We start from the raw sequence: 26,605 nt of genomic DNA, 5'->3' as shown, positions 1-26,605 counted from the left end.
CTCAGGCACCTCCCCAACGGCGGCGCCAGGCCTGAAACATCAGCACGCTCCACAATTCGGTCGTGCGGTTGCGGGTGCCGGACAGGTGTTCGTCCCAGGCATGGCGGATCGGCACCGGGTCAAGCAGGCCGCCCTCGGTCAGCGCCGTCGGCGACAACAGATCTTCTGCCCAGTCGCGCAGCGGGCCCTTGATCCAACGGTCGACGGGAATGCCGAACCCCATCTTCGGGCGCTCGGTAAGCTGGCGCGGAACATAGCGGTCGAGCACCTGACGCAATATCCATTTTCCCTGGCCGTCGCGCACGCGCATGTGGCGCGGCAGGGACCAGGCGAATTCTACGACACGGTGATCGAGCAGTGGCACGCGGGCTTCCAGGCTGACGGCCATGGAGGCGCGGTCGACCTTGGTCAGGATGTCGTCGGGCAGGTACATCAGGCTGTCCAGCAACTGCATGCGTTCCATGAACTGGGGCACGTCTCCCCGCACGCTGTCGTCCCAGGCGACGGTCGGTGTTTCCACCGCCCCGGGGACCACGGCGGCCGGATCGCGCCAGGCCGTAATCAGACGCCGGAAAAGCGCCATGTCATCGGGCTGCGCCAGAACATCGGCCAGCTTGTGAACTTTCTGGCCGGGGTGGCTGAGGCGTTTGGCCAGGGGCAGATGCTTCAGCAGCCGGTCCCAGCTGTCTTCGCTGAGGCAATGAAGCATCCGCGCCGTGCCGGCGCGCAGCGGGCGAGGAATGCGGCCCGTGCGTCGGCGCAGCAGATCACCCCAGGTATAGCGGGTGTAACCGGCGAAGACTTCGTCGCCGCCGTCACCGGAAAGTGCCACGGTGACGTGTTGGCGGGTGAGGGCGGACACCAGATAGGTCGGGATCTGGGATGAGTCGGCGAAGGGCTCGTCATAGAAGTCGGGCAGGCGGGGAATGACGTCGAGCGCTTGGCCCGGGTCGACGTAAAGTTCCGTGTGGTCGGTGCCCAGGTGCCGGGCGACGGCGGCGGCATGGGGGGCTTCATCATATCCGTCTGCGTCAAAGCCGATGGAAAAGGTTTTCACGGGCACGTTGCTTTGCGCCTGCATCAGAGCCGCGACGGTCGAGGAATCGATGCCGCCCGACAGGAACGCCCCGAGCGGCACATCCGCCACCATGCGCCGTTTGACCGCGTCGCCGATCAGGGCGTCGGCTTGGTCGACGGCATCCTGATCGCTCAGGCCACGCGGCGCGGACTGCCCATCATGGGCGATGCGCCGCAGGTCCCAATAGCGTTCAACGCGGGCGGGCTGATCGGCGTGCTTGAACAGCAGGCAACCCGGCTCCAACTTGAAGACGTCTTTATATATGGATGCAGGGGCCGGCACGTAGTTGTAGCGCATGTAGGCGGCGAGGGCCGCCGGGTCGACCTCGGGCCGAAAGGCAGGATGGGCATGGAACGATTTCAGTTCCGACGCGAACAGGAACAAACCGTTCGCGTCGCCCCAATACAGCGGCTTGATGCCCAGGCGGTCGCGGGCCAATACCAGGCAGCGTTCCTCGCGGTCCCAAAGCGCGAAGGCGAACATGCCGATCAGCTTTTCGACGGCCGCGCGCACGCCCCAGCAGGTGAAAGCGGCAAGAATCACTTCCGTGTCCGAATGCCCGCGGTACTCCGGCGTCGCACCGGCCGTCGCCAGGTCGCGTCGCAGATCCTCGGCGTTATAGACTTCACCGTTGTAGACGATGGTGTAACGCCCGCAGGCTGAGGTCATGGGCTGTGCGCCGGCCGGGCTCAAGTCGATGATCGACAAGCGTCGATGACCCAGCGCGACCCCGGCGGCATCATCGGTCCACACGCCGTCTGCATCGGGGCCGCGATGGACAAGACGGTCCGTCATGCCGCGCACCGCCGTTGCCAACGGTGCACGGCCGCGCGGATCGAAAATGCCGGTCAGGCCGCACATGGCATCAGATCAAGATCGGTTTTTGTACAAATGTCAGGATCAACCGGAAACGACGTCACGCAGGATTGCTTCGACGCGTTCCAGTTCCCGGGGAAGGTTGGCCTTTTCCGAGACCAATTGCCTGCCGCCGGCAATGATCGAATTGCGCAGCGTTTCGTCCGACGCAATAAGGTCCAAGCCATCGGCAATCGACTTGGGGTCATCGGTCGAAAAAAGACAATTCTTTCGATCCGTGAAAACGTGCCGGATATCGGGAATGTCGGCAATCAACACCGGTGTGTCGCAGGCTTGGGCTTCCAAGACCGTTTGCGGAGTTCCGTCTGTGTAGGCGAGACTAACGATGACATCGGCAGCCGATAAAAGGCCCGGCATGTGCTCCTCGGTTTGCGGGGCGACATAGACGACATGGGCGCTGATGCCGAGGTTGCGGGCCAGCGTTTCCAGTTCACGGCGGTAGCTTAGGTCCTGTTTGAATTCGGATAATGCGAGAATCGCGTTCGGGTGTTTCTCCAGGACCTTGGGGAGCGCCTGGATTGCCAGATGCTGACGATAGAGCTTTTCAAAAGGGCGCGGGCTGAGGATGACCAGGGTATCCTCATCAACTCCCCAGCGGGCCCGCCATTCGCGCCGCTTATCCATATCGCGGTGATAATTTTTTGGATCAATCCCCCAGATCACTTCTGAAACGCGCCCAGGATCGATCCCAAGGTCGAGAACCGTCTGTGCCAGATACGGAGATTTCACCGTGACGGCTTTGGCCGTTTTCAACGCGAAACGGGTCAACCAGGCGCGCAAGGGGCCACGACGTCCTGTTGCTTCGATCAGGATATCCGACCCCATGGCATTAATGGCAAAGGGCCGACGGCGCAGCAGGGCCGCAAGCCAACATTCGTACTCGGCCGCATAATGGGCATAAAACACGTCCGCGCGCTGCCGCCAGATCATCCAGGCGAGGGGAAACACGATCAGTGCCTTGTTGACGACATTGAAGGGCGTATTGAAGCCTTTCGGGACCAGGATGGGAATCTCGTTCGTCGATCCGGGAACGCGCGAAATCATCGTCACCATATGGCCTTGGCGCGCGATGGCGCGGGCACGGGTTACGACATGGGTGTCGCTGGCGGAGCCGAGAATGCAGATGTTCAGCTTCCCCAAGGGAGCCAAGGCACGGGCCTTGGGCGTCAGACTGCGGCGCAGCGCTTGCAGGCTTTTTTGCACCCGCCGCCAAATGCGTCCCAGCGGCGCATAGGAGGGATACTCCGAATGATGACGGGTTGGCGCGGATAAAATCTCCTCGAATTCGCTTTCGCTCAACTCCAGCTTCTTGCGGACGAACTCCATGTCTTCCGCCAACTCTTCGAGCGGGTACATGGGTTTATCCAGTTCGGCCAGCGCATGGTCCCGGCTGATTTGGCCGGAGAGAACAAGTGAGGACAGATGCGCGCGGCGTTTGTCGTATCCGAACCGTTTGGGTAGCCAGTAAGCCTGAAAGAACTTTGTGAAGCGGGATTCGAAGTGCTTGGCGCCGTACTCCTGCCAGCCGACTTCTTTGGACAGGTTTTCCTTGGCTTGATCTTTCGTGTAGTCGACGAAGTCCAGCGGGTTGACGATTTTCATGCCGGGCAGGAATTTGATCGGTGCCAGCCGGGCATACAGAAAACTGCGGAAGACGGACATGATCGGCAGCGTCTTCAGGGGGCGGGTCCCGAACCGGCGATGGATGGCGCGAATGTGCTTGTCATCGCGGGCGGTGTACTCCCAGGATTCGGGAAGGACGCTTTCGGTCGCGATGTTGTGGCCCGACAGGACGTAGCGAATCTTGTTCTCGGCGGTGAAGCTGAAAAGTTTGGCGAAGATGGCATGATCCTGCGGCGTATCCTGGTTGGCGACGCCCGATTTCAGGAACGCGACCTGAAGATCGCGCATTTCTTCCCAATCGATAACGAAGGTATAGAGGTCAATGTTCAGTTTCTTGACCAGATTTTCGATGTTACGTACGGCGAAGGGCGAATTCCAACCGGTATCGACATGGACGGCGAGCGGCCGCAGGCCCCACTCTTTTGCGGCGAGATAGGCCAGATAGGATGAATCCGCCCCGCCCGACAGCCCGATCGTGCAATCGTATTCGCGACCCTTACCCCAAGCCTTGATCTCCGCGAGCAAGGCATCCAGATGCGGTTTTCCCGCCTGACCCGGAAGCCAGTCCGTACCGGCGATTTGGTCGAACGAGCGACAATGGTTGCATACGCCCTGATCGTCGAAAGTGATGTCCGGGTCCGTGGTGTCCATCACACAACGCGTGCAGACTTGGTATTCGATATCGTTCATTTATTCTTCCGGTGTGAAGATGGTGTTCAGCTCATCTTCGCTGGGATAGCTGATCAGCACCGCACGGTGCTTCCCTTGAAAAACGAAGTATGCGCCGGCTGAAACGGCGGCGGCGCCGGTGTTGATGGCTGCGCGAAAATCAGTCGGTCCGCTCGCGCCGCCGCAGGCGACGACCGGCACGGAAACGGCAGCGGCAACGTCGCCGATGAGGTCCAGGTCGTAACCGCTCATCGTGCCGTCACGGTCGATGGCGTTGATAAGGATTTCGCCGACGCCTCGACTTTCCAATTCCCGTGCAAGTTCTACCGGCTTCCGCCCTCGGCCTTTGGTGCCGTTGTGGGTGAAAACATCGTATCCGCCGAGCATCTTCTTCTTGACGTCGATGGACGCGACGATGCTTTGGGCGCCGAATTGTCGGGCGGCGTCCTCGATCAGGCCAGGCTGGTCGAAGGCCGCGGCGTTGATCACGGCCTTTTCCGCGCCGAGAAAAAACAACTTCTTGATCTGGTCCACGGTCGTGATGCCGCCGCCATAGGCAAAAGGCATGAAGCATTCAGATGCCAGGTCTTCCAAAAAATCGAAATTGGGGCCGCGGTTCTCGGCGGTAGCACCGATGTCCAGGACCACGATTTCGTTGGCTTCCTTTTCATTGAACAGCCGAACCGTGTTCATCGGATCCCCGACATAGACGGGGTCTTTGAACTTGACGGTCTTGTACAGGCCGCGCCCCCGCAGAAGTAAAATCGGAATGACCCGGGGAAAATTCATCAGGGATGTTCCGCGAAATTACGCAGCAGCGCCGCGCCGAAGCGATGGCTTTTTTCCGGATGGAACTGTACCCCCCAGATGTTTCCACGTGCCACCGCAGCGGCGAACGGCTTGCCGTATACGCAGGTTGCCGTGACGTCTTCGGGCCGGTCACATTCGAAATGGAAGGAATGTACGAAATAGAATCGGGGCGCGTCTTCACCGCCGGCAAACAGCGGGTGTGTCCTTCCGCCCGGCATCGTCGGCGCAACCGTGTTCCAGCCCATGTGCGGAATCTTGAGGCCGGCGTCACGGGGAAAGCGCACGATGTCCATGTCGATCCACCCCAGCCCGGGCAGGGATCCCTCCTCACTGCGCCGGCCCAGCATTTGCGCGCCGAGGCAGATTCCCAGGATGGGTTTCCCCGCGTCGAGTGCCTGTTCGTTCAAGGTATCCATCAGGCCGCTTGCCGCCAGAGCACCCATGCCGTGGTCAAACGCGCCGACGCCGGGCAGAACGATCTTGTCAGCGGCTTTAATCGCATCCGCGCTGTCGGTGATTTCCGCCTGGGCGCCGACCTTGCGCAGCATGTTCTTGATGGCGCCCAGGTTGCCGATGCCGATGTCTACGATGGCGATCATGTGTTCACGGCTTCCTTCCCGATGACGTTCTGGTCGATCGCTCGGCGCCGTGCCGTGCCGGCGACGCCGTTGGAGCCGAGGCGAACGTCAATATGATCCAGATCGCACTCCCGATGCCAGCGTTCGAAGATGGCCGGGGTTTGCGGCAGGTCGAAACTGGGCGACAGCATGTCGAAGGTGTCGAGGATCGCCCATTCACGCAAGGTCGCGTCGTCGGCAGAAGGCATGTCGTCGATCGGGTCGGCGACCAGCAGGCGCCAGATGATGGCCTGCCCATAAGGCAGACGACGCAGCAGGCGAACCAGCGGCCACATCAAGGAAACATAACCCTTGCACCAGCGGTACAGGCGTTCGGAATCCATGCCGCGGGTCAGGGGGCGCACCCAGTAGCGCGTGTTAAGCCAATAATAAGTCAAAGATTTCAAGTAGATGTCTGTCGCCAGATGGCCGCCCGGCTTCAGCATGGGGACGAGAGCCTTAAACGCTCTTTCCGGGTCCGGCGTATGCTGTAGCACGCCGTAACAGAGCACTCTGTCGAACAGCTGCTCGGGGAACGGCATTGTGTAGATGTCTGCCTGCACCAGTAGCAGGTTCGGGTTCTTGCCGTTCGATTTCTCGTTTGCCTCGACCGCATCTGAATAATCGAACGAGATCACCGTCGCGCCCGCACGCAGAAGCGGTTCCGTGAAGCGGCCCGATCCCGATCCTGCCTCCAGCACCAGCTCCCCTTGCAGTTCATCTGGCCATCCGGTGAAGCGGGAGAGGCGTTCCTCTGACACGTTATGTCCGGATTCGGAATCGTATTGAGTGCGCGCGTGCAGGTTCCATTCGAAGCCGAAATTTTGCGCGTAGTTGTCTGACGAAACGAAGCGCGGAATAAAATTCACGATGGGGTATGAAAGGCTTTCGTCGCCGCCCGCGGGCACAAGCCGCCCGGAGCGGATACGACCGTCTTCCAAAACGGCATCCGATAATTCAAGCGGCGCGCCCGTGGCGGGGCAGCGTAACAGGCTTAGGTGTTGTGGATGCACGGTCGGTGTCGTCCTTGTGTTTTCCGGCAAGCAGTCACGACTGTCCCGCCCGCTTCGCCGCGATGGTCCAGACAAGGCGGGAGAACGTGCAGGGGGCCTGGACGAAGGCGCGGATGATCCAGGCGAAGGCTTTCATTGGCGCATGCGCGCGCGCGTACAGAGCGGCCAAGCGCAACGATGTCAATGCCCTGTAGCGGAGCAATCCCCGGCGCACGGCGGCAGGCAGGTCAGGATAGGTCAGAATTTCCTGAAAAGCAGCAGCGGCCTCCGTCTCCCGGCGCAGTCCCCAGGCCGGTAAAGACGTGATCTGAGAGGGATGACTCCGGATCGCCACAAGCGGCTCGGGCAAGCATCCCAGCCGATGATGCCGGGCCAGACGGAAATAAAGCAGATAGTCCATGCAATAGGCATATTCCCCAGGGTAGCCGCCTATCTTCATCACATCTTGATGGCGGAACATGATCGACGAATGCGCGATGATGCTATCACGCGCAAGGGCGACCAACAGGTCATCATGGTTATCCGGCGGTGTCGGGCCGGGGATGCCCGGCAGCGGTGTGCCGTTGCCGAAATCGGTGGCGACAGAGGCGACCAAGGCGACATCAGGATGGTCGTCGAGGTGCCGTACCTGTTTGTCCAGGCGGTTGGCAAAAGCGATGTCATCAGCATCCAGGCGCGCAATGTACTCACCGCGTGCGGCCTCCAACCCTTTGTTCAGGGATTGGGTCAGTGTCAGGACTTCGTCGTTTCGGATGCAGCGGATCCGGGCGTCATCATAGGACGCAATGATGGCTGTGGTGCCGTCGGTCGAAGCATTGTCGATGATCAGGAATTCAAAGTCCGTGAATGTCTGTTCGAGGATGCTGTCGATCGCTTCGCGTAGATAGTCCTCACCGTTGAGAACCGACATCAGGACCGTCACTTTCGGCTGGGTCATGACAGGGCGCCGGCCATCAAGGGTTGGATCAAGTCTTCGCGGAGCGCCACGTCTAAGGCGCGCGGCGTCCAATCGAGCATGCGTCCAGCCTTCGCGTTGGCGCCGAACGACACCGGCGGTTCGCCCGGCCGCATGGGCCGCGCCCCGAACCGGAGCAAGCGATCATCCGCCCCCAAGGCATCGGCGACGGCCAGCAGCAAGGCGCGCAGTTCGGTCGCTTCGCCCGAACAAATGTTGAAGATGTCAAAGCCGCCGCGTGTAAGGTCACGCGCCATCTTCAGCCAGGCATCCGTAACGTCGCCGACACCGATGAAATCACGCCGCTGGGTACAGGACGAAAGGTCGACCGACGTGCCGGCCCGAAGCCCGCTGATCACCTGGGCCAGCAGCTTGGCCGGATGATCGAGAATGCCGAACGGGATGTAGAGCCGACCGACCCGTGTGGGCACGCCGGTCCGTGCGGCAAGGGTGCGGGCCCGTTCCGTCTCGGCCCGTTTGGAAAGGCCATAAGGTGTTTCCGGTTGGCCGGTGTCGTCCTCGTGGTTGGCGTCGTCGCTTGACGGGTATTCGGCCGATGATCCGGTAATGATCACGCCGCCGCCGCTGTCCGACAAGGCGGCGAAGATGGCATCCAGCGGCTGAACGTTCACGGCCCGGCCCATCGCGGCATCATAATCGGGCGAGGCATAATCGGCGGCGTGCCCCGCGTGGTGGATCCAGACTGTCGGACGCACCTGGCGTGCGAGCGCCTTGACGGCGGTTTCATCGGTCACGTCAAGTTGCGCCAAGTGCGCGCTCTGGGCCGCGAAATCCAGGCGTTGAGCGCGGATACCGTCATAGCCATCGCGCGGTCTACTGTGAGTTGCCGTCACCGCATAACCCGCGTCGGCGAAGGCGCGCGCCAAATGCGCGCCGACGAAGCTGGACGTGCCGGTGACGATGGCGGTTTGGGTCATTACGGGGTCAGGGCCAGGAATAGGGGATGCGGTCCGTGTCGGTGGGCAGGGTGTCCGCCTCGGCCGGGTCGTGGGGGATGCTGGCGCAGTTGGCCAGGGTTGCCGGTGCCGCGCCCGTGCAGGTGAACCCGGTCCATAAGCCCGGCGGCACGGTGACCAGGGCATAGGTTTCGGGGTTGTCAGGGCTGATATTTATTTCATGGACGGTACCGGCGTCCGTGTCCGCGACGACCAAGCGGATGGCTCCGGAAACGCAGCACAGATTCAGGGTCATGTCCCGGTGCCGTTTCCAGGCTTTCACGGCCCCCGGATTGACGATGGAAAAATAGATCTCGCCGAAACCGGCAAAGTGCGGTGCGTCGGCGCGCAGCATGTGCATCACCGCCCCCCGCGCATCGGCGATGATCTTCAGTGGCGTCACCATGACGTCGTCGATAGAAGCGCCACTCATCCGCTGATCTTTTCGTATTCGGCTGTCTGTGCCCGGGTGATCTCGATCGGGTCGGCGCCGTCGTCCACGGCCTTGTACCATTCCACCGTGCGTGTGATGCCGGTTGCAAAATCCCAGCGCGGATGCCAGTTGAGCCCGTCCTTTGCCTTGGTGCTGTCGAGCATCAGCAGGGTCGCCTCGTGCGGCGCGTTCGGGTCCTGTTCGACGCGGACCTCGCCCGACCCCCAGACACCGACGGCGGTTTCGGCCAAGTCCTGGACAGGGCGTACGTTCTCGGCGTCGGGGCCGAAGTTCCAGGCCCCCGCGGCTGCGTCGTCGCCGCTGAACTGCCGCGCGGCAAGGGCGAGATATCCGGACAGGGGTTCCAGAACATGCTGCCACGGCCGCGTCGCCATGGGATTGCGCAGGACCACCGGATCACCGGCACGAAGGGCACGAATGCAGTCGGGAACAATGCGGTCCATCGACATGTCGCCACCGCCGATCACGTTGCCGGCGCGTGCCGTTGCGGCGATCAGATCGGGCCGTGCGCGGAAAAAGGATTCCTGATAACCGGTGAAGACCAATTCGACGGCCCCCTTGGAAGCGGAATAGGGATCGGGTCCGCCCAGAAGGTCGTCTTCGTGATAGCCGCGCTCCCATTCCATGTTGCGGTAACATTTGTCGGAAGTGATGAAGACGAGGGCGCGCACGGAAGGTGTGTGGCGCACGGCCTCCAGCAGATTGATGCCGCCCGTAACGTTGGTCTGGAACGTCTCGAGCGGTTCCGCATAGCTCCGTCGCACCAGTGCCTGGGCGGCAAGGTGGATGATGATCTCAGGCTTGGATTGATCCAACAGTTCGGCGACGGGATCAAAATTCCGGATGTCGATGAAATGCTGATCAATGCGCTCAGCCAGACGGAGCTGCTCGAACAGCGGCGCATCCGATGCCGGTGGCAAGGCGAGGCCCGTGACGCAGGCTCCAAGGTCGGCCAGCCAGGCGGAAAGCCAGCTGCCCTTGAACCCGGTCGAGCCGGTGATCAGGATCCGGCGGTTCTTGAAAACGGAGAAATCTGTCATCGGATCAGGCGCCGTTCAGCCACGGCGCTTTTCCTGTTTCATACAGGTCATTGAGCAGCGCGTAGTCGCGGAAGGTGTCCATGCATTGCCAGAAACCGTCGTGGCGGTACATCATCATCTCGCCCTCGGCGGCGAGCCGCCGCATGGGTTCGGTTTCCAAAACTACGTCGTCACGGCCGCCGTCGAGATAATCGAACAGGCGGCGGTCGCACACGAAAAACCCGCCGGAAATCCGCCCGCCGGTGGCTTGCGGCTTTTCGTTGAATTCGACGACGGCGCCCGTGTCGTCGTGTTCCATCTCGCCGAAGCGGCCCGGCGGGCGCACGCCGCATACGGTCATTACCTTGCCATGGGATTTGTGAAAGGCCGCCAGTTCGGAGATGTCGACATCCGAGACCCCGTCGCCGTAGGTCAACATGAAGGTCTCGTCGTCGCCGATATAGCGTTCGATGCGCTTGACCCGTGATCCGGTCAGGGTTTCCTCACCGGTCTCCGCCATGGTCACACGCCAGTCGATGGCGTTCTCGGCGCCGTGAAATTCCAAGGCCCGTTCGCGCGCGAAGTCGATGGTGAAGTCAGCGACGCGGGTCCGGTAATTGAGGAAGAAATCCTTGATCGCACCGCTTTTATGACCGAGGCAGAGCACGAAGTCCTTGTGTCCGGCGGCGGCGTATCCCCGCATGATGTGCCACAGGATCGGGTAAGGGCCGATGGGGATCATGGGTTTGGGCAGGTCGTCGGCCACGCCGCGGATGCGGGTGCCCTTGCCGCCGCAGAGAACTACGACTTTCATCGTTCCATCACCTTGTCTGTTGCGGAAGGTGCAAGAGGGCCGCGCGCGGCGCCCAGTTGCAGAGCTGAAAGAACCTCGGAAATATCGGGCGAACTAAAGCCGTCCGCCAATGCGGCGTCGACCACATTCGCGGCCGGCCACCCGGTTTCGTCCGCGAGGTCGTCCAGCGCGGCGCGGATTTCCGTAACCGTATAGAGCTGCCGCGACAATCCATCGGGTAGCTTGTCGAAGGACAAGGCGTGGTCGCGCTCAACATTGATTGCCCGTGCCCCGCTGGATACCGCTTCGAATGCCGCATTGGTATCAGCGTAGAGGATCGCGTCGGCGCCATTCTTGAGCAGTTCTGCGATGGACTGTTCCGTAAAGACCACATGCGCGCCGGCCAGGCCGCGCATGTCGATAAACCGCCGTATGCCTTCACGGAACGACGGCGGGGTCGCCGGATGAAAATTGACCTGCAATGACCATGAACCGCCGGCTGTCGCTGCGGCCGCCTTGGCGACTAGTTCGCAGCATTCCTGAAAATCCGCGCCGGTCGCGGCGATCAGTTTTCCGTGCGATCCCGCCCCCGCCACGCGCTGAAGAATGAACGAGCCCTCACGGAACAGGCCCGCATTAAGGACACGCGTTTGCGGCGCGCCCGTCGATGTCAGTTGCCGACGGCTGCGCGCACCGTGGGTGAAAACGATGTCGGGCCAACGGTCGTTCGCAATCTCTGCCCGTGATGGCAGCATGTTGAGATACATCTTGGAAAACGGCGATTGGTGGAAACCGGCGATCCGCGTCCGGGGCAGGGCGCGGCGCAACCCGGTGCGAAGCCCCTTTTCCCAGGTCTGGTTCTCATACACATGGCAGATCGCTTGCGGATGACAACCGTGCCGCGCGAGGAACGGGCCGACCTCGGCCAACAGCCGCGCATTCACGGCACGCCAATCGAATCGTTCGCGGTCCAGCACCATGTCGGCGACCGCGGCAAGCCTCTGTCCGGTGATGGCCATGTCCGGTTTGGCGCGGGCGCGCAATCGCATTCCCGCAGCAGCGGCACGCCAAAGCGCGCCCAAGGACACGGCATCGTCGGCCAGCATCGCGGCCTCGTTGCAGGCGGCGACGTCAATTTGAATGGCATCCCCGTCATAAATCCAATCGAGCGGCAGCGCCACGTAACCAACTTTCAGCCCTGCGTCACGAAGCAGGCGGGGGAGTGCGCCCATGTAATGGGCGGTGTCCCGCGTACCCTGTGGCGGAAAATCGCCGGGCGCGGTCCATGCGGCCAACAGCACGTCGCAGCCGGCAAGTTTTTGCAGGTCGAGCGGATGACGTCGCCTGAGGGCCTGCAGCCGGCGCAGCCGCCCGGCCCGACGCAAAGCGGTCCGGGCAAACCGAAGGGCAGCGATGCCTTGGCGGCAGATACGCCCGATGCCTCGCGACAGGACCCCCGGTCCGATCCAGGAAACGGCCGCACCCCGGCGCGTGCTTTCGTCAACCAGCAGACGGGCGAGGTCGCGTGCCTCGACCACGAAAAGATGGGTGCCGCCGTCTTCCAGGCATTCGCCGAACAGCACCATGCGGCAGCACTCGGCGGTGAAGGTTGATGACAGGGGACCTCGTTCCGCCAGGTTTCGGTTCTCCCACCAGTCCCAGTCTTCGATGCGGAACTGGTCGGCAAGATTCACGAAGGTATCGGTGTTGCGCTCGGCGATTTCGTTCAGGCGCTGCCCGGTGTTTCCCCAGACGACTGTCGCGGGCAGGCGGTCACGCAGCGCGCAGTAGCACGCGTGATCGTCGCCGAAATACCATGCGGTTGCCGTCGAAATATCGCCGACTGCGGACGGGTTATCGGCAAGCCGCCGGGCGTCGGCAATGATGATCTGCGCGCTTATGGCTTCTGCCCCCGCGCGACCGCGACCGGGTCGCCCGCGTTGTCCAGCCCGTCGATGGCGGCCATGCCCATGGCCAGGATGGCTTCTTCCGTGCTGCCACCGATGTGCGGTGTGGCGAGGAAGTTGCCGAGGCCGATCAGCGGATTGTCCGTCGGCGGTTCGGCGGCGAACACGTCGAAAGCGCCGGCGCCGAGACGACCGGTCCGAAGCTCCGACGCCAGCGCCGCTTCGTCGACGATCGACCCGCGTGCGGTGTTGATCAGGATCGCGCCCGCCGGCATGCGGGCCAATTGGGCGGCGCCGATCAGGCCGCGTGTGCTGTCGTCGAGCGGCAGGTGGATGGAAACGACGGCGCTTCTGTCCAAAAGGTCTTCGAGGCTCGTCATCTCGACACCGACCCGTGCGCAGAAATCCTTGTCGGTGACGATGTCGTGCGCCAGGACCGGGCAGTCGAAGGCGCGAAGCAACGTCGCAAGATCCTTGCCGACATGGCCGAGTCCGATGATGCCCACCATGCGCCCGCTGAGCTGCCGACCGGACACCTGCCGCCACCCGCCATCGGTGACGAGGCTGAGGGATTCCGGTACGCGGCGAATCAGGCTGAGCGCGAAGCCGAGCGCCAGTTCGGCGACGGCACGGCGGTTGACGCCCGCGGTCCATCCCAGCTTTACCCCGCGGGTCTGCATGGCGGTAAGGTCGATCATGTCGAGCCCGACCCCGTATTTGCCGATGATGCGCAGCTCGGGCACGGCGTCGAACAGGGCGGCGTCGAGCGGCTCCAACGCCGTGATCGCCTTCTCATGGCCCTTCAGAAAGTCGATCAGGGTCTCGCCGCGCAGACTCTCGCCCGCGTCGTTGAAGGTCGTGTTCGGATAGCGCGCCAACAGCTCCCGCCGCAACGCGGGATGCTTGGAGAACGACCGCGAGGTGACCGCGACGGCCGTGGTCTTTGGCGTTATTGTCTTGGTGGTCACTGGGAGCGGACTTCGTCCAGGAACGTGTTGCAGGCGGACGTGAAACCGTCGTCGGCGGTATGCGTCACCTTGGCCAGGCGGCCGTCGGCGCCGGGCAGGATCATGGTCACCGATCCGGTTCCGGTATTTTTCTTGTCCTTCAGGATCGCCGCCAGGAAGCGATCGAACGGCACCGGATGGGATTCGAATCCGTCATAGTTCGAAACCAGGGTCGGGTGCAGGCGGCGGAAGTGATCCTCCGTGCCGTCGCCGATGCGCAATGACACGAAATTCGCCATGTCCATGCCGATGGTCACGGCGATGCCGTGGGGGATGGCGAAATCCGTCGCTGCCTCGATGGCGTGACCGAAGGTATGGCCGTAATTGAAGATGTTGCGGGGACCGCGATCGAATTCGTCGTCTTCGATGTAGGCTTTCTTGATTTCCAACGCCCGGCGGACGTAGCGCAACATCAGGTCCGGTTCATTGAACAGGCGGTCGTAATCGGCGGCCAGGGCGGCGAAACTGTCGGGCCCGTCGATGGCGTGCACCTTCAATATCTCGCCGACGCCGGAGCGCACGTCGCGCGGGTCGAGCGTGTCCTGAAACGCCACGTCGAGATAGATCGTTCGGGGCGGGGTGAAGGTGCCGAGGATGTTCTTGGCCGATGCCGAATTGATCGAGCTTTTCGACCCGATGCAGCTGTCGGCCTGGGCCAGCAGCGTCGTCGGGCAGAACGCCCAGTCGACACCGCGCAGCATGGTCGCGGCGAGAAAGCAGGTCGTGTCCTGAATGATCCCGCCGCCGATGGCGACCAGCAGATGGTCGCGCCGGATGCCCTTGCCGACCAGGTGGTCGACGTAGGCAGGAAACTTTTCCAGCGACTTGTTGGTTTCGGTGGCTTCCAGGCGCAGGACCGACGGCCCGGCCAGAAGCGGCGCCAGCCGGCCTGTGTGCAGCGCCGCGACCCGTTCGTCGACGATCACATGCAGCGGCCGGTCGCCCGCCGCAAGGGCGGCCAGCCCGCTGCGGGCATCATCCCCCAACAGAACGTCGTAAGGGCCCTTGTGGGATTGGATCGTAAGGGTGTCAGACATTGGTGAAGCCGCCGTCGATGATGATGGATTGACCACTTATATAGGTGTTGTCCGGTCCGGCCAGCCAGGCGACCAGGGCGGCGATTTCCTCAGGCTTTCCGACGCGCTTCATGGGCACCTGGGCGGCAAGATCCGCCATCCCCTGTTCACCCAGAACGGTGCGCGTCATCTCCGTGTCGATGAAGCCGGGCGCGACGCAGTTGGCGAGGATGCCGTCGGCCGCGACTTCCGCCGCCAGCGCCTTGGTCATGCCGTCGATCGCGAATTTGCTTGCCGAATAGGATGCACGCTGTGCCTTCGAAATCGCGCCCCAGATCGAGGCGATATTGACGATGCGGCCGCCGCCCCGTGTGCGCATGCCGGGGATGACGGCCCGGCACAGCATCATCGGCGCTGTCACGTTGACCTGCTGGATGGCGGCGAAGTCGGCGGGGTCGATCTCGGCGAAGGGGGCGATCTTGTTGATACCGGCGTTGTTGACCAGGATGTCGATGCCCAGCGCCCCGGCCGTGTCCGCGAAAGCCGCCGTCGCCGCGGCGTCCAGGAAATCGCAAGCCAGATAGGCCGTGCCCGGCGGCGGCGTGCCGCCGGGTTTGGTTCCGGTCACGGTCACATCCGCGCCGTCGGCGGCAAGGCGTTCGGCGATGGCACGGCCGATGCCGCGCGTGCCGCCGGTGACCAGGGCCTTGCGGCCGGCAAGGGGTTGGGCCACGTTCAGGCTCCTTCCATGCGGATCAATAGGTGCCCCACAACGGGTCTTCCTTCATCGCCGCTTCGACGCGGGCGGCGTCTTCGCGCGAGTCGACGGAATAGGATTTGCGCCACGGATAATGGGCGACCTTCTGGATGTAGCCGTTGTCCATGATGCGGTTGCTGTCACAGGCCTCGACCAGTTCGAGCGGAGATTCCGGCAGGTTCGTGAAGGTCTGCAGGAAGTGCCAGCGGAAGGCGAAGATGCCGTAGATGCGCACGGCCCCCAGTTCCGGCGAGAATTCCTTGCAATAGGGGATCGGCGTGCGTGAGGTGTAGAGCACATCGCCACGCAGGTTCCACACGACCTTCAGCGCGTTCGGATCGCGATAGGTTTCTTCGTCCCGGATCGCCATCGCCAGCAGGGTGCAATCAGCCTTGGGGTCGTCCAGCAGCGGCCGGTAGGATGCTTCGATCATGTCAGGCTGCATCATCGGCTCATCGCCCTGAACGTTGATGACGATGTCGTCGGGCGCCAGGTCGATGCCACAGTTCGCGGCCGCCTCTGCCACGCGGTCGAGCGCGCGGGTATGGGTGTCGGCGGTCATGATGACGGGCGCGTCAAAATCCTTGGCGGCATCGGCGATTTCCTGATCGCAGGTGGCCAGGAACAGGCCGTCGAACTTGTCGAATTTCTTGGCGCGCTGATAAACGTGCTCTACCAGGGGGCGGCCCAGAATCTTGAACAAGGGTTTTCCGGGAAACCGCGACGCCTTCATGCGCGCGGGTACGATGCCGATGATCTTTGGCATGAATGTCTCCGTTTACGTCGATGCGTTTCTTTATTCTGCGTCGGGTGCAGGGGTGCGGTACAGGTCCGCCACCGGATCGCCGGTGCGGCCCAGGCGGACGGATTCCTCACCCGGCGCCACCCAGTCACCCTTTTCATCCGACACGTAGAAAGCGTGCAGTAGTGCTAGTGTCTTCGCGGTCTCTTCCGCGCCCATGGGATACGGCGCGCCGCCGTTCAGGTCGGTCACCATGTCTTCGTAAAGCCGGTAGTGCCCGTTGCCATAGACACAGTCGGAGAAATCCTCGCTGTGTTCGGTGCAGGCGTCGGGGGCCGGCGTGAAGATTTGCAGTTCGTTGACCGCGATGCCGCCGATCTGGGCGCAGCCCTCGCTGCCCAGGACGGAAATCGACGCCTCGTAATCAATGGGCCGAGCCGCGGTCGTGACCTCGACCGTGCCGACGGCGCCGGATTCAAATTCGATGACGGCGGTCACGGTGTCCTCGACCTCGATGTCGGCGCCCAATGTGCGCATCTGCGCATTGACCCTTTTCACTTCACCGCCCAGGTGGCGCAGCAAATCCATATGGTGGATGCCCTGATTGGTCAGCGCCCCGCCGTCGAGCGCATAAGTGCCCCGCCACGGCGCCAGATCGTAATAACGTTGCGGGCGGCACCAGCGCACGCGCACGGTAATGACCCGTGGATCACCCAGCTCGCCCGCCTCGATCGCCTGGCGGGTGCGGACGACGGCCTTGTTGTAGCGGTTCTGATAGACCGGAAACACACGGCGTCCCTTTGCGCGCGCCATCTCGTCCAGGCGGCGCAGGTCGGAAAAGCGCAGGACCGTCGGTTTTTCCAGAATCAGATGCTTGCCATATCCCTCGATAATCTCCGCACCGTGTTCCGCGTGCATGCCCGAAGGCGTGATCACTGCGACGATGTCGATCTCCGGCAGGGTGGTCAGCATCTCATGATAATTGGTGAACACGGGAATGTCGTCGCCTTCGATCCACTGTTCGGCGGCTTCGGGCTTGAGGTCGCAGAGGGCGGCCAGGCGCAGACCCGGTGTTGCCCGGATGGCCCGGCAGTGGTGTCCGGCGATACGGCCGCATCCGACCAGGGCGATAGTGTAGGTCTGATCGCTCATCGTTATTTATGTTCCCGTTGTTCGATGGCGGCACGGATCGGTCCCGCCACCTGTTCCATGATCTCCTTGGGTGCCGTGGAAAACCGGCTGTAACCGGCCAGCACCGAATTGGGAAAGTCCTGCCGGTAGAGCACCCGGTCGGCCAACGCGGCATGGATCGCCGGACCGTCCTCACCGAAGGCGACATGCATGAAATTGCCGTGTCCAGCCAGAACCTCATAGCCCATGGCGCGCAGTTCGCCAATGAACCAATCCTTCCCACCAAGGATCCGGGCGACGCTCGCCTGCACGGCGTCCGCGTGGTCGAGCATATTCTCCAGCACGTTGGCCGACAGTGCGCCGATTTCATACATGGGGCGGACCTTGTGCAGGATGCGCGCCATGTCCGGATGGGCGATCGCCAGACCGACCCGGCAGCCGGCCAGGCCCCAGGCCTTGCCGAAGGAGCGGGTAACGATCAGATGCGGGTGCTCGGTCACCCAGGGCACGGCCGTTTCCGGGTGGAACGGAAAATAGGCTTCGTCGATCAGCATCACCGCGCCGGCTGCGCCGGCGGCATTAATCACGCGCTTTAGGGTGGCGGCGTCCAGCACGGTGCCCGTCGGGCTATCCGGGTTGGGCAGGCAGACGAGACGCGGCGATGTGGTTTCGATCGTGTGGATCAGGCGTTCCGTGTCGAGCACCGGTCCGGTGGATGAGGTTTCATACAATGCGGGGTGCGCATCGGCGGCGTACATGCGCGCATAAACGGAATACATGGCGAAGGTCGGGGCCGTGTGAATGACGACGTCGCCGGGTGACACGAAGGCTTCGAAGGTTGCGCGGATGGCACCATCGGAGCCCGCGGCAAGAACGTGCTGGTCGGCGCCGCCGGTGTCGAGCGTGCGGGCAAGCTTGGCATAAAGCCCACCCAGGTCCGGGTAAGTATAAAGCGCGGTCGCGTCGAGATCGCGCAACACGCTCTTCGTGACCTCGGCTAATACTGGGTCGATGTTTTCGTTGCGATCAAGCCATAGCGTGCCATCGGGCCGGGTGGTCTGGGTCGACCAATCGGGGCGCACCAAAGCGTCATCGCGTACGCCGACGCGGGGGGTGGGGAAAGAGGCGGTCATCTGGTCACGTCACCTTTCATCGACAGCCCGGCGAACACGGCCGCGGGCAGATGGCACTCCAGCCGCGTGTCTCGCTGGGCACCGTCATGCTTGCCACGGCTGACGGACAGCACGGCAAAGGCCAGACGGTCGTAGGGGGTTGTTGCCGTTTTTGACGGCACCCCCCAATAACCGTAGGCCAGGATGTCGGCCGGCGCGGGATCCAGGCTGAGAAACATGCCGAGGGCTTCCGATCCGTTGAGCACGACATAAGGCGCGGTTTCGACCGCGCCCCCGTCCGGAAGATCGAAATCTTCGGATGGGACGATCGGCTGAAAACTGACGTTTGGGTCACGGGTGCCGGCACGGTCGGTCAGGCGCAAGGAGATCACCAACCGTCCGCCCGGTGCGACCTTGCGCCAGCAGGCGGCGATGATGGCGTCGGTCTCCACGTTCCAGTCGGCGACGGACAGAGAGGCAACGGTGTCGAATGCGTTGTCGGCGATCTCTTCGGCGGTGACGATGTCGCCGCACTCAAAGCGCGCTGGCGCGGTCAGCGCCGGTAACTCTTTCGCCGCATCAATGGCGGCGGCGTTGATGTCGAGCCCGGCATAAGAGGTGAGCGGAAATTTCTCTTCAAGGGCGCGGCCCAGGCCGCCGACCGCGCAACCGACGTCGAGCAGGCGGCCGAACCCGCCGGGCGCGGCGCCGATGCGTTCGAACACCCAGCGCTCGGACGGATAAAATTCATCCCAGCAGCGCCGGTGGGCCGCAAAGTACGCGGCCAAGTGGGGCGTTTGATAATGGATGTTGGTCAACGGCGTCAGTCCAGGTTCCAGCGTTCCCGCCATTCGGGATCGGCGGCATAGATGCGGTAGACGAGATCCATGGTGCGCAGGGCATCGTCGGACGACCCGTCGGTAATTTCGCGGCCTGTCGTGATCGCATCGACAAAGTCGGCGATCTCGTCAGCCCAGGAAGGATCCGTATTGTAGCGGGTCACCTGTTCCATGGGATCGCCGAGGTCGTCATCGCCGGCACGAACCACGGTCAGGGTCTCGGCGCCGTAGCTTTTCGATCCGGACAGGATGCCGCTGAGGATCAGCGCCCCCTTCTCCAACGTGATGTCGAGCGAGAACCGGTGGCGCCATTGCGTGGCGCTGGAATGTAGCATGCCGACAACGCCGGCGTCGGTGCGCATCAGGGCATAGGCGTTGTCTTCCACATCGTGGCGCCAGTAGTCGTTGGAGACGAAACTGTGGACCTGGGTGAATTCACCGGCGAACAGACGCATCAGATCGACCATGTGTATGCCCTGGTCAAGGAGGATGCCGCCGCCGGCGATGGCACGCTCCGTGCGCCAGTCGGAATGCTGGCCGTAACTGATGAACTGTGATTTTCCGTATACGCCGCGCAGGTTGATGATGCGGCCCAGGTCGCCGCTGCGCGCGATGGCGAGGGCCTCGCGGACGGATTCATGATAGCGGTGATTGAACCCGTATTTCAGAACCTGCTTCGGATTTTTTGCCTCGGCCTCGATCACGCGGCGGATGTCGGCGACCGTTCGGCCCGGCGGCTTTTCACAGAACACATGCACGCCCTTTTCCAGGCCGGCGATCGTCACGTCAGGTGCGATGTCGTTGGTCATGCAGACGAACAGAGCGTCGAAATCCTGAGCCAGAAGTTCGTCCGGCGTACGGAAATAGGGAACGCCGTCCTCAAGCTGCCCATTACCGTCGAAGGCCCTGTCGCAGACGGCGACGGTTTTCAGTGCCGGATGCGCGTCGATGAATTCCCGCCGACGTTTGCCGACGACGCCGTAGCCGGCGATGGCGATGCGAAGGGGCTGATTGTCGGCGGTCATGTCTTCGGAACTTCGTTCATGGCCGGGCGCCGGAACAGATAGTTATAGATGTTGCCGAACGGTGTGCCGTCCAGTTCCGGTGAACGACGCTTGCTGATCAGGGCCAGGCCCGCGGCCTCGATGTCGCGAACGACGGCATCCGTGTAGTCGGGCCGCGCCGCGTCCAGTTCGATGGACAGGGACTTCAGGCGCGGGTCGGCCAACGTGCGCCTTGCACCGATGACGATTTTGTCTTCGATGCCGTCGACGTCGATTTTGATGTGATCGGGGAAGGGCGGCGCGAACTTCTCGATAAAGCTGTCCAGCGTCATGCCGACCATGCCTTGTTCGAAGCGCGCCGCGAAATGCTCCCCGTTATGGTCGATGGCTTCCGCGAAACTGGACAGTGCCGATCCGAATCCGGTGTCCCGCACGTGAAAGCTGGCGGTCATGTCCGCGTCGTTGAGCGCAAGGCAATAGGCGCGCACGTTGTCTGACAGGCCGTTCTCTTCGATGTTGCGGTTGAGCAGAAAATAGTTGGCGGCCAGCGGCTCGAACGCCAGCACGCGCACCTTGCGATTGATCGCGGCATATAGCGTATAGACGCCGACATTGGCGCCGATGTCGTAAAGAACGGCACCGTCTTCGATGGTGTCGATCCATTCGATCGTTTCCGGCTCTTTGGTCAGCAGGGTCTTGGCCCGCCACAACGGGAGATCGCCCAGGCAGTAAAATTTGACCAGCCCACGCGGCGTTGGAATCTCGGCGATGACCTCGTCGTATCCATGGGTCTTCATGCCTTGGCGGAGGATGCGCAACAGGCGCCGCCGACCACCTGCGCCCAGTGGCCAAGTGAGGATGCGGGCCAGTGTGACCAGAATGCATTTGGTGAATTGGAGCATGGAAACCCTGTTCAGATGGGGGTGGTTCAGTCCTGCGGACCGTCGATCAGTTCCCAGGACAGCGGGGTGCCGCGTGAGATGTCATGTTTGGCGCGGCGTCCCAGAACAGCGTCAAAATGCTTCGGCGCAAGACCGTGACCCGGGCGGATCGAGCGTACGTTCGCGGACGTCAACTCTCCACCGGCAGGGATGTCGGTCACCGCGTAGAGCGACCGCCGGAACACAGCACTCGGTTCCGCGGCGCTCTGCCTTCCGATGCGGGCTTCACCCAAGGCCGCCCAGGCGTTGCGGGAGTCAGTCACGAGGGTGCCCAGTTCCGAGGGTTCCAGAGAAAACGCGCTGTCGACCCCGCCGTCGGCACGGGCCAGGCAGACATGTTTTTCGATGATGGCGGCCCCCAGACTGACGGCGGCCACGGCGACAGCCGTGCCGGGAGTGTGATCCGACAACCCGACGACCACATCATAACGGGCCGCGAGCTCCGGGATCGAACGGATATTCGAGGCCTCGATAGGGGCGGGGTAGGCGCTGACGCAATGCAAAAGCGCAACCTGATCGGCGCCCATGCCCGACAATAGGGACATCAGTTCATTGATTTCGTCGGGTGTGACCATTCCGGTCGACACGATCAATGGTTTTCCGGTCGATGCGGCCTTGCGGATGAGGGGCAGGTCCATGGCCTCGAACGAGGCGATCTTGTAGGCTGGGCAGTCGAGGGTTTCGAGAAAATCGACAGCGGTCTCGTCGAAGGGTGATGAAAACACAGTGATGCCGCGTTCGCGGCCGCGCGCGAACAGCGCGGCGTGCCAGTCCCAGGGTGTGGCCGCTTCTTGATACAGGTCGTAGAGCGTGCGTCCGTCCCACAGTCCGCCCTCGACCCTGAAGCCGGGGCCGTCGTGGTCGATGGTCAGGGTGTCGGCAGTGTAGGTCTGTAGCTTGAGCGCATCGGCGCCCCTGTCCGCCGCCATGTCGACCAATGCCAAAGCGCGTTCAATGTCGCCGTTGTGGTTGCCCGACATTTCGGCGATCACATAAGGGGGATGGTCCGTGCCGATGGCACGGCCGGCGATGGCGAAGCCAGGATGTCTCCGACGTGCGCTCAATGCTTCACCCGACTTATGAAGCGATCACCTTCTTTGCAATAACCTGTAGCCATGAATATCCGCATCGACGGTGCGTTGTCTTTATGAATAGATGCATGAAAAATTCCGTCTGGAATCAGGCGCCGGGCAAGCCTTAAGGCGCAAGTTCCAATCCCACGTCCCTGAAATGCCGGGTCAATGAGAATGGAGACTTCGAATGTATTTTTGGTCTCTGCAACGGGGTCCAGGCGTATGAATCCGCAAGGAGAGGACTCGCATTCAAGAATTTCGAACACTCCCTTCGTGCTCGCTAAGCGGCGCTGCATCCAGCGCCGATGTTCGTCGAGCGTTGGCGCATGCGGTGTTCGGCTGTACTTCCGAATGCCGGGAATTGTCTGCCATTCGAAGATGCGGTTGATATCTTCTTCTCCGGCAGGCCGGGTTGCTACTGTGTTGCCGCAGGTGTCTGTCTCCGGCAAAAGATATTGCACAACTCTTCCTGCACCACGGCCGTCGCAGATTTGTGCCGCTGCTATTGACATGGCAATCCGACGCGGACGGTCGGCTACGAGCTCTTGGAAAGCGTGCGCGATCAATGTCTGCTCATCGCCGGCCGTTACCTTTAGCGGGAAGATGGCATTCATCGCTGCAAGCCCTTGAATGTTACTTTCTTGATTGTCGGCGATAGATAGCACGATGGAAGGCAGGCCTAGGCAGCAGCGTTCAAAGGCGGAACCACCTGCGCTGCCAATTGCGAGATCGGCGGCTGCCAATATCCTGGGTATATTCTCAGGGTCGATATGCAAAACGATATTTTCGTCCACGGTTCCGATAATCTGCACGATCTCTTCGAGGTACGGTGCCTTGCCACCGAGGATCACGTCGATATCGACATCCAGGCCGCTTCCGGTGATCGCACGTAAGGCATGGGCCGTCATGTTCGTAGGGTCCGTCAGCCCGAAGGAAATTACGATCCGGAACCGGTTGTCCGCAGTCTGGTCATGTAAGGGCATTCCTGAGCGTGCGGAGATAAATTCGCGCCGAAGCAATGCGAAATGAGGTCCGGTCAAAACGCGGCAATTGGCCGGGACCAAGCCGGTGTAATCCGATGGTTTCCGGCCTGGAGAAGGATCAAGCAGCAAGTCGCAATCGTGTGGGCGTGTCGCCAGGTCGTCCAACACGATCACTCTGGCGGCACCCTGGCGGGCGCCTTTTTCGAATGCCGTGTCCAGCCCATAGTGATCTATGACCATAAGATCACAACTGCCCCCGATGGCGCGAATCACCGACGCGCGACAGGCGAGGACATCGGGCGGCAGGGGGGTGACGCGACTTGCTGCCGTCATGCTGGATGCAATAACTTCCTCGGCTCCCTCGTTGACGGCGAACGTCGTACGCCAGCCGAGGGTTTGTAGTTCATCCGCTAAAACTAGGCAGCGCATGATATGTCCGCCGCCGATGGCCGCACTGGCATCGGCCCGAAAAACGGCATGTGGTTGATCCGTCACCGGTCAAACTCGGAGGCTGCCTGTGATTGAATGGGGCGTTCGGTTGCGGACTGGTGCAACGCCCCAAGTTCCGCATCCATTCGTTGTCGTGGGTTTGGGCCGCCCGCGTTGTAGTAATCCCGGCGCAGGCTCGTGAACAGGTCGGCGTCCATGTAATGGCCTTTCCAGACGGTCTCTGTAAACCGTGCGTGCAGGGTCTCGGCGTCATACACGATCACCGGATAAGGCGCGTAATCGTGCCATGAGGAAATCAGCTTATCCCCGTTGGGCAGGGCATCGTAGATCAGCACCGGAATACCCGCTGCCAGGCACTGGTCGCAAAGCGACGTATAACGTGCGATGACGATGTCGGACATGGCGGCAAGTTCGTAGGATCGATCGAACCGATCGTATTCGTCGTCCACGACAACGTTGGCGAGTTGTTCAAAACGCCGACGGGCGGCAGCCATCGCGGGCAGGCCCATCCAATTGTTGTCCTTGCCCCGGATGATGAAGGCGCAATCAGGTTCCGCCGCCGCCAAGTCCGCGATGACGCGGTAGAAGTCGAGATTGCTCCGCTGGTCAGGACCGTAGCTCAGGGCGTCGGCAAAGATGTTTTCCGGGCTGTGAAAGTCCAGCACCAGACAGACATGCGAGAACTTGGCGAATCGTTCCTTGCGTTCGGCTTGTGCGGTGATGCGATTGGCCGCAATCTTGGCGACATTCGGATCTCCGGTGACGATAAGCCGCCCCACGGATGCGTTCGGGTTTGCCGCAATCCGGCGTCTGACTGCGTCACCATGCACGAATAGAACATCAAACAGCGGCACGAACACTTCATGTTGGGCGCTCATGAACCGTTCTTGTAGCGCGGCGACGGTGATGTTCAAAGATTGCAGGGCGACCGTGGCGGCCCGTGGAAACAGGTTGTCAGAATCGATCAGCGCAAGCGCCGCGCCGGCAAAAGGTTGAAAGCTTTTTCGGCAAGCGCAGACTTGGGTTTCCAATTGAGCGAGAATCAGAGCCTGTGCCCAGGCTTTCCGGGGGCTTGGTTTTCGGAAAAGATAAAAGGCTACGCACGACATCTTTTCTTTGAGTGAAACGGGGGACCGTTCAAGAAAGGTGACACTGAACCCACGCCGACGGTAATCGGCGGCAATGCTTTCGCGGGTGTCGGCTGAAAGCATCCAGGCCAATTCGATCATTTTCATGCGTGAGGGATGAAACGGGCTGTCCGGGTCTGAAGAGAAATATTGGTCTTTCACCAGAAGGTTGCCGTAAGCCAGTCCTTTGTGAGGGAACAGAAGGACAGCCGGCATGTTCACGGTCTCTGCGGTGGGGGCTGCATTCATCTTGGGTGTCGCAGCTACGGTATCGCCCCGAAACGCAACGCGCGTCACCGACCGTGCGGCGCGGTACAGGAGCGTCAGCGCGGCCGTTCGGCCAAGCGTGGCGGCGCGGCCAAGAAGTGCAAGCCACCCGGGGAACAGATTGCGGACCTTCGTGACACCCTCTGCGGCAATCAGGGCCTCTATCGGTGTTCCCGGATGAAACACATCAGCCTTGTTGCCCAGGTTGCGAAGATGCTCTGCCAAGGCATAGGCGGGCGCTACGGGCGCCAGGCTCCCGGCGAGGCGATCGAACAGCAAGGCACGCGCCCGCTGCGGATTGCCGGCAAGACCGGGCACACGCGCGCACAATGTTTCCAGGGCGAGGTGAAGCGTCTGTCCGGCGACCAGTTCTCCCGCGTATCGGGCGCTTACCGCGATGTCCGCATTGACCTTGAACCCGTCGTAGGCGTGATAGTCGATCCAATCTATCCCGACCTTGCCCAGGCGTTCGATCCATCGTTCGGAACGGACCATGTTGAGCGGCTCGAGATAAATCACCCGACGTCCGAGAATCCGAAATGCCGCGGCGGCGATAAGGCCGGCCGCCGACAATTTGCGGAATACGACAACCGACGGGGCCTTGGCCGTCATGGGCGCCCCATGATCCAGTTGTGCGGCACATCCTGATTGATCTTGGCAAGGTCAGGGTGAGAGCCCAACAGGGTCAGGACATCGTCCAGGCAGAACTCCGGGTTCTCAGGATAAAGCGCATCATAGACCGCAGTGATGAGTTGCAGATCTTCGGGCGTGTCGAGGGTCAGGCGCAGGTTGGGATGGCGGTGTGCCGGGGGCGCGTCGATGCCGTGTAACGAAAAAAATTCAGGATGGCGATAGATGTAAGGGGTCACGTGTTCACGTTCATCGGGCCGGGTGGCACTTTGTTGGGCGCGGTCCAGGGCGGCAAAGGTGAAAATTTCAGTATCGAGGCCGATCGGGTAGGATCGGGTAAGGGTATTAGCCGCATAGTCCGCGCCGTAACTTGCGAAAGCCGAGGCAACCAAATCGACGATGGCAGGGTCGATGAGGGGACAGTCCGCGGTGATGCGGATGACGGCATCCGCTTGCATCATGCGGGCCGTACCCAGATAACGGGACAAGACATCACTCTCGCTTCCGCGAAAACACGGTACCGACAGTTCGGCGGTGAGAGCGGCAATAGGGTCGTCGGTCGCATTGACGGTTGTGGCAACCGCGATGGCATCAATGCTTTGCGCCCGGCCGAGCCGCTCGATTACACGCGCAAGAACCGGCTGGCCATATAGCGGGCTCAGGACTTTTCCCGGAAGCCGGGTCGAAGTCATGCGGGCCTGAATGATTGCGCAGAGGGTCAACGGATTTCCTTGCCATCAGCCGGCTGTGCCATAG

The 26,605-nt window shown here is 62.0% G+C and carries 24 protein-coding genes; all 24 read right to left on the bottom strand.

Translation table 11 applies throughout. The annotated features are described in order from the left end of the window. Nucleotide 1: 1 nt before the first annotated feature. Nucleotides 2-1,939: an asparagine synthase (glutamine-hydrolyzing) gene (gene asnB, locus KFF05_17560; GenBank protein UTW51675.1), complete on the bottom strand. Its 1,938-nt coding sequence runs from the start codon at nt 1,937-1,939 to the stop codon at nt 2-4. Nucleotides 1,940-1,978: 39 nt separating this feature from the next. Next, nucleotides 1,979-4,267 carry an N-acetyl sugar amidotransferase gene (locus tag KFF05_17555; protein UTW51674.1) on the bottom strand — a complete coding sequence of 763 codons (2,289 nt, stop codon included), beginning with the start codon at nt 4,265-4,267 and terminating at the stop codon, nt 1,979-1,981. After that, nucleotides 4,268-5,035 carry an AglZ/HisF2 family acetamidino modification protein gene (locus KFF05_17550; protein UTW51673.1) on the bottom strand — a complete coding sequence of 256 codons (768 nt, stop codon included), beginning with the start codon at nt 5,033-5,035 and terminating at the stop codon, nt 4,268-4,270. Continuing rightward, the gene (gene hisH, locus KFF05_17545; GenBank protein UTW51672.1) at nt 5,035-5,655 is read right to left on the bottom strand and encodes an imidazole glycerol phosphate synthase subunit HisH; all 621 of its coding nucleotides are present in this window, start codon (nt 5,653-5,655) and stop codon (nt 5,035-5,037) included. The genes KFF05_17550 and hisH overlap by 1 nt, the downstream gene beginning before the upstream one ends. Beyond that, nucleotides 5,652-6,686, bottom strand: coding sequence for a methyltransferase domain-containing protein (locus KFF05_17540; GenBank protein ID UTW51671.1), 1,035 nt, complete (start codon nt 6,684-6,686; stop codon nt 5,652-5,654). Before KFF05_17540 ends, hisH begins: the two co-directional genes overlap by 4 nt. 34 nt (nt 6,687-6,720) lie before the next feature. Next, nucleotides 6,721-7,623: a glycosyltransferase gene (locus tag KFF05_17535; GenBank protein ID UTW51670.1), complete on the bottom strand. Its 903-nt coding sequence runs from the start codon at nt 7,621-7,623 to the stop codon at nt 6,721-6,723. Beyond that, on the bottom strand, nt 7,620-8,579 hold the full coding sequence (locus KFF05_17530; protein UTW51669.1) for an NAD-dependent epimerase/dehydratase family protein: 960 nt from the start codon (nt 8,577-8,579) through the stop codon (nt 7,620-7,622). Before KFF05_17530 ends, KFF05_17535 begins: the two co-directional genes overlap by 4 nt. A gap of 7 nt (nt 8,580-8,586) precedes the next feature. Beyond that, complete coding sequence (locus KFF05_17525; protein ID UTW51668.1) at nt 8,587-9,030, bottom strand: dTDP-4-dehydrorhamnose 3,5-epimerase family protein; 444 nt, start codon at nt 9,028-9,030, stop codon at nt 8,587-8,589. Continuing rightward, the gene (gene rfbG / locus KFF05_17520; GenBank protein ID UTW51667.1) at nt 9,027-10,091 is read right to left on the bottom strand and encodes a CDP-glucose 4,6-dehydratase; all 1,065 of its coding nucleotides are present in this window, start codon (nt 10,089-10,091) and stop codon (nt 9,027-9,029) included. Before rfbG ends, KFF05_17525 begins: the two co-directional genes overlap by 4 nt. Before the next feature lie 4 nt (nt 10,092-10,095). Then, a complete protein-coding gene (locus KFF05_17515) occupies nt 10,096-10,884 on the bottom strand; it encodes a glucose-1-phosphate cytidylyltransferase (protein UTW51666.1) in 789 nt (262 codons plus the stop codon). Next, nucleotides 10,881-12,557, bottom strand: coding sequence for a hypothetical protein (locus KFF05_17510; protein ID UTW51665.1), 1,677 nt, complete (start codon nt 12,555-12,557; stop codon nt 10,881-10,883). Before KFF05_17510 ends, KFF05_17515 begins: the two co-directional genes overlap by 4 nt. Nucleotides 12,558-12,760: 203 nt before the next feature. Further along, on the bottom strand, nt 12,761-13,723 hold the full coding sequence (locus tag KFF05_17505; protein ID UTW53776.1) for a phosphoglycerate dehydrogenase: 963 nt from the start codon (nt 13,721-13,723) through the stop codon (nt 12,761-12,763). Nucleotides 13,724-13,734: 11 nt separating this feature from the next. Then, nucleotides 13,735-14,814 (bottom strand): 3-dehydroquinate synthase, encoded by a 1,080-nt coding sequence (locus KFF05_17500; GenBank protein ID UTW51664.1) that lies wholly within the window; start codon nt 14,812-14,814, stop codon nt 13,735-13,737. Beyond that, nucleotides 14,807-15,526 carry an SDR family oxidoreductase gene (locus tag KFF05_17495; protein ID UTW51663.1) on the bottom strand — a complete coding sequence of 240 codons (720 nt, stop codon included), beginning with the start codon at nt 15,524-15,526 and terminating at the stop codon, nt 14,807-14,809. Before KFF05_17495 ends, KFF05_17500 begins: the two co-directional genes overlap by 8 nt. A 22-nt stretch (nt 15,527-15,548) precedes the next feature. After that, nucleotides 15,549-16,316: a 3-deoxy-manno-octulosonate cytidylyltransferase gene (locus tag KFF05_17490; protein UTW51662.1), complete on the bottom strand. Its 768-nt coding sequence runs from the start codon at nt 16,314-16,316 to the stop codon at nt 15,549-15,551. Nucleotides 16,317-16,346: 30 nt separating this feature from the next. Continuing rightward, nucleotides 16,347-17,444, bottom strand: coding sequence for a Gfo/Idh/MocA family oxidoreductase (locus KFF05_17485; GenBank protein ID UTW51661.1), 1,098 nt, complete (start codon nt 17,442-17,444; stop codon nt 16,347-16,349). 2 nt (nt 17,445-17,446) lie between these two features. Beyond that, nucleotides 17,447-18,556, bottom strand: a complete 1,110-nt coding sequence (locus KFF05_17480) for a histidinol-phosphate aminotransferase family protein (GenBank protein ID UTW51660.1) — start codon at nt 18,554-18,556, stop codon at nt 17,447-17,449. Then, on the bottom strand, nt 18,553-19,353 hold the full coding sequence (locus tag KFF05_17475; GenBank protein UTW51659.1) for a class I SAM-dependent methyltransferase: 801 nt from the start codon (nt 19,351-19,353) through the stop codon (nt 18,553-18,555). Before KFF05_17475 ends, KFF05_17480 begins: the two co-directional genes overlap by 4 nt. Before the next feature lie 5 nt (nt 19,354-19,358). After that, nucleotides 19,359-20,399 carry a Gfo/Idh/MocA family oxidoreductase gene (locus KFF05_17470; GenBank protein ID UTW51658.1) on the bottom strand — a complete coding sequence of 347 codons (1,041 nt, stop codon included), beginning with the start codon at nt 20,397-20,399 and terminating at the stop codon, nt 19,359-19,361. Further along, on the bottom strand, nt 20,396-21,280 hold the full coding sequence (locus KFF05_17465; GenBank protein ID UTW51657.1) for an FkbM family methyltransferase: 885 nt from the start codon (nt 21,278-21,280) through the stop codon (nt 20,396-20,398). The genes KFF05_17470 and KFF05_17465 overlap by 4 nt, the downstream gene beginning before the upstream one ends. A gap of 26 nt (nt 21,281-21,306) precedes the next feature. Beyond that, nucleotides 21,307-22,299: a pseudaminic acid synthase gene (gene pseI / locus KFF05_17460; protein UTW53775.1), complete on the bottom strand. Its 993-nt coding sequence runs from the start codon at nt 22,297-22,299 to the stop codon at nt 21,307-21,309. Between the two features lie 80 nt (nt 22,300-22,379). Beyond that, entirely contained in the window at nt 22,380-23,870 is a 1,491-nt protein-coding gene (pseG, locus tag KFF05_17455) for a UDP-2,4-diacetamido-2,4,6-trideoxy-beta-L-altropyranose hydrolase (GenBank protein UTW51656.1), read from the bottom strand. After that, nucleotides 23,867-25,831, bottom strand: coding sequence for a hypothetical protein (locus KFF05_17450; GenBank protein UTW51655.1), 1,965 nt, complete (start codon nt 25,829-25,831; stop codon nt 23,867-23,869). The genes pseG and KFF05_17450 overlap by 4 nt, the downstream gene beginning before the upstream one ends. Continuing rightward, nucleotides 25,828-26,571, bottom strand: coding sequence for a glycosyltransferase family protein (locus KFF05_17445; protein UTW51654.1), 744 nt, complete (start codon nt 26,569-26,571; stop codon nt 25,828-25,830). The genes KFF05_17450 and KFF05_17445 overlap by 4 nt, the downstream gene beginning before the upstream one ends. Between the last annotated feature and the right edge of the window lie 34 nt (nt 26,572-26,605).

The sequence above is a fragment of the bacterium SCSIO 12827 genome (assembly GCA_024397995.1).
GTDB lineage: Bacteria > Pseudomonadota > Alphaproteobacteria > Rhodospirillales > Casp-alpha2 > UBA1479.
Note: the sequence above shows the minus strand (reverse complement) of the source record. Positions and strands in the feature narration are given on the sequence as shown.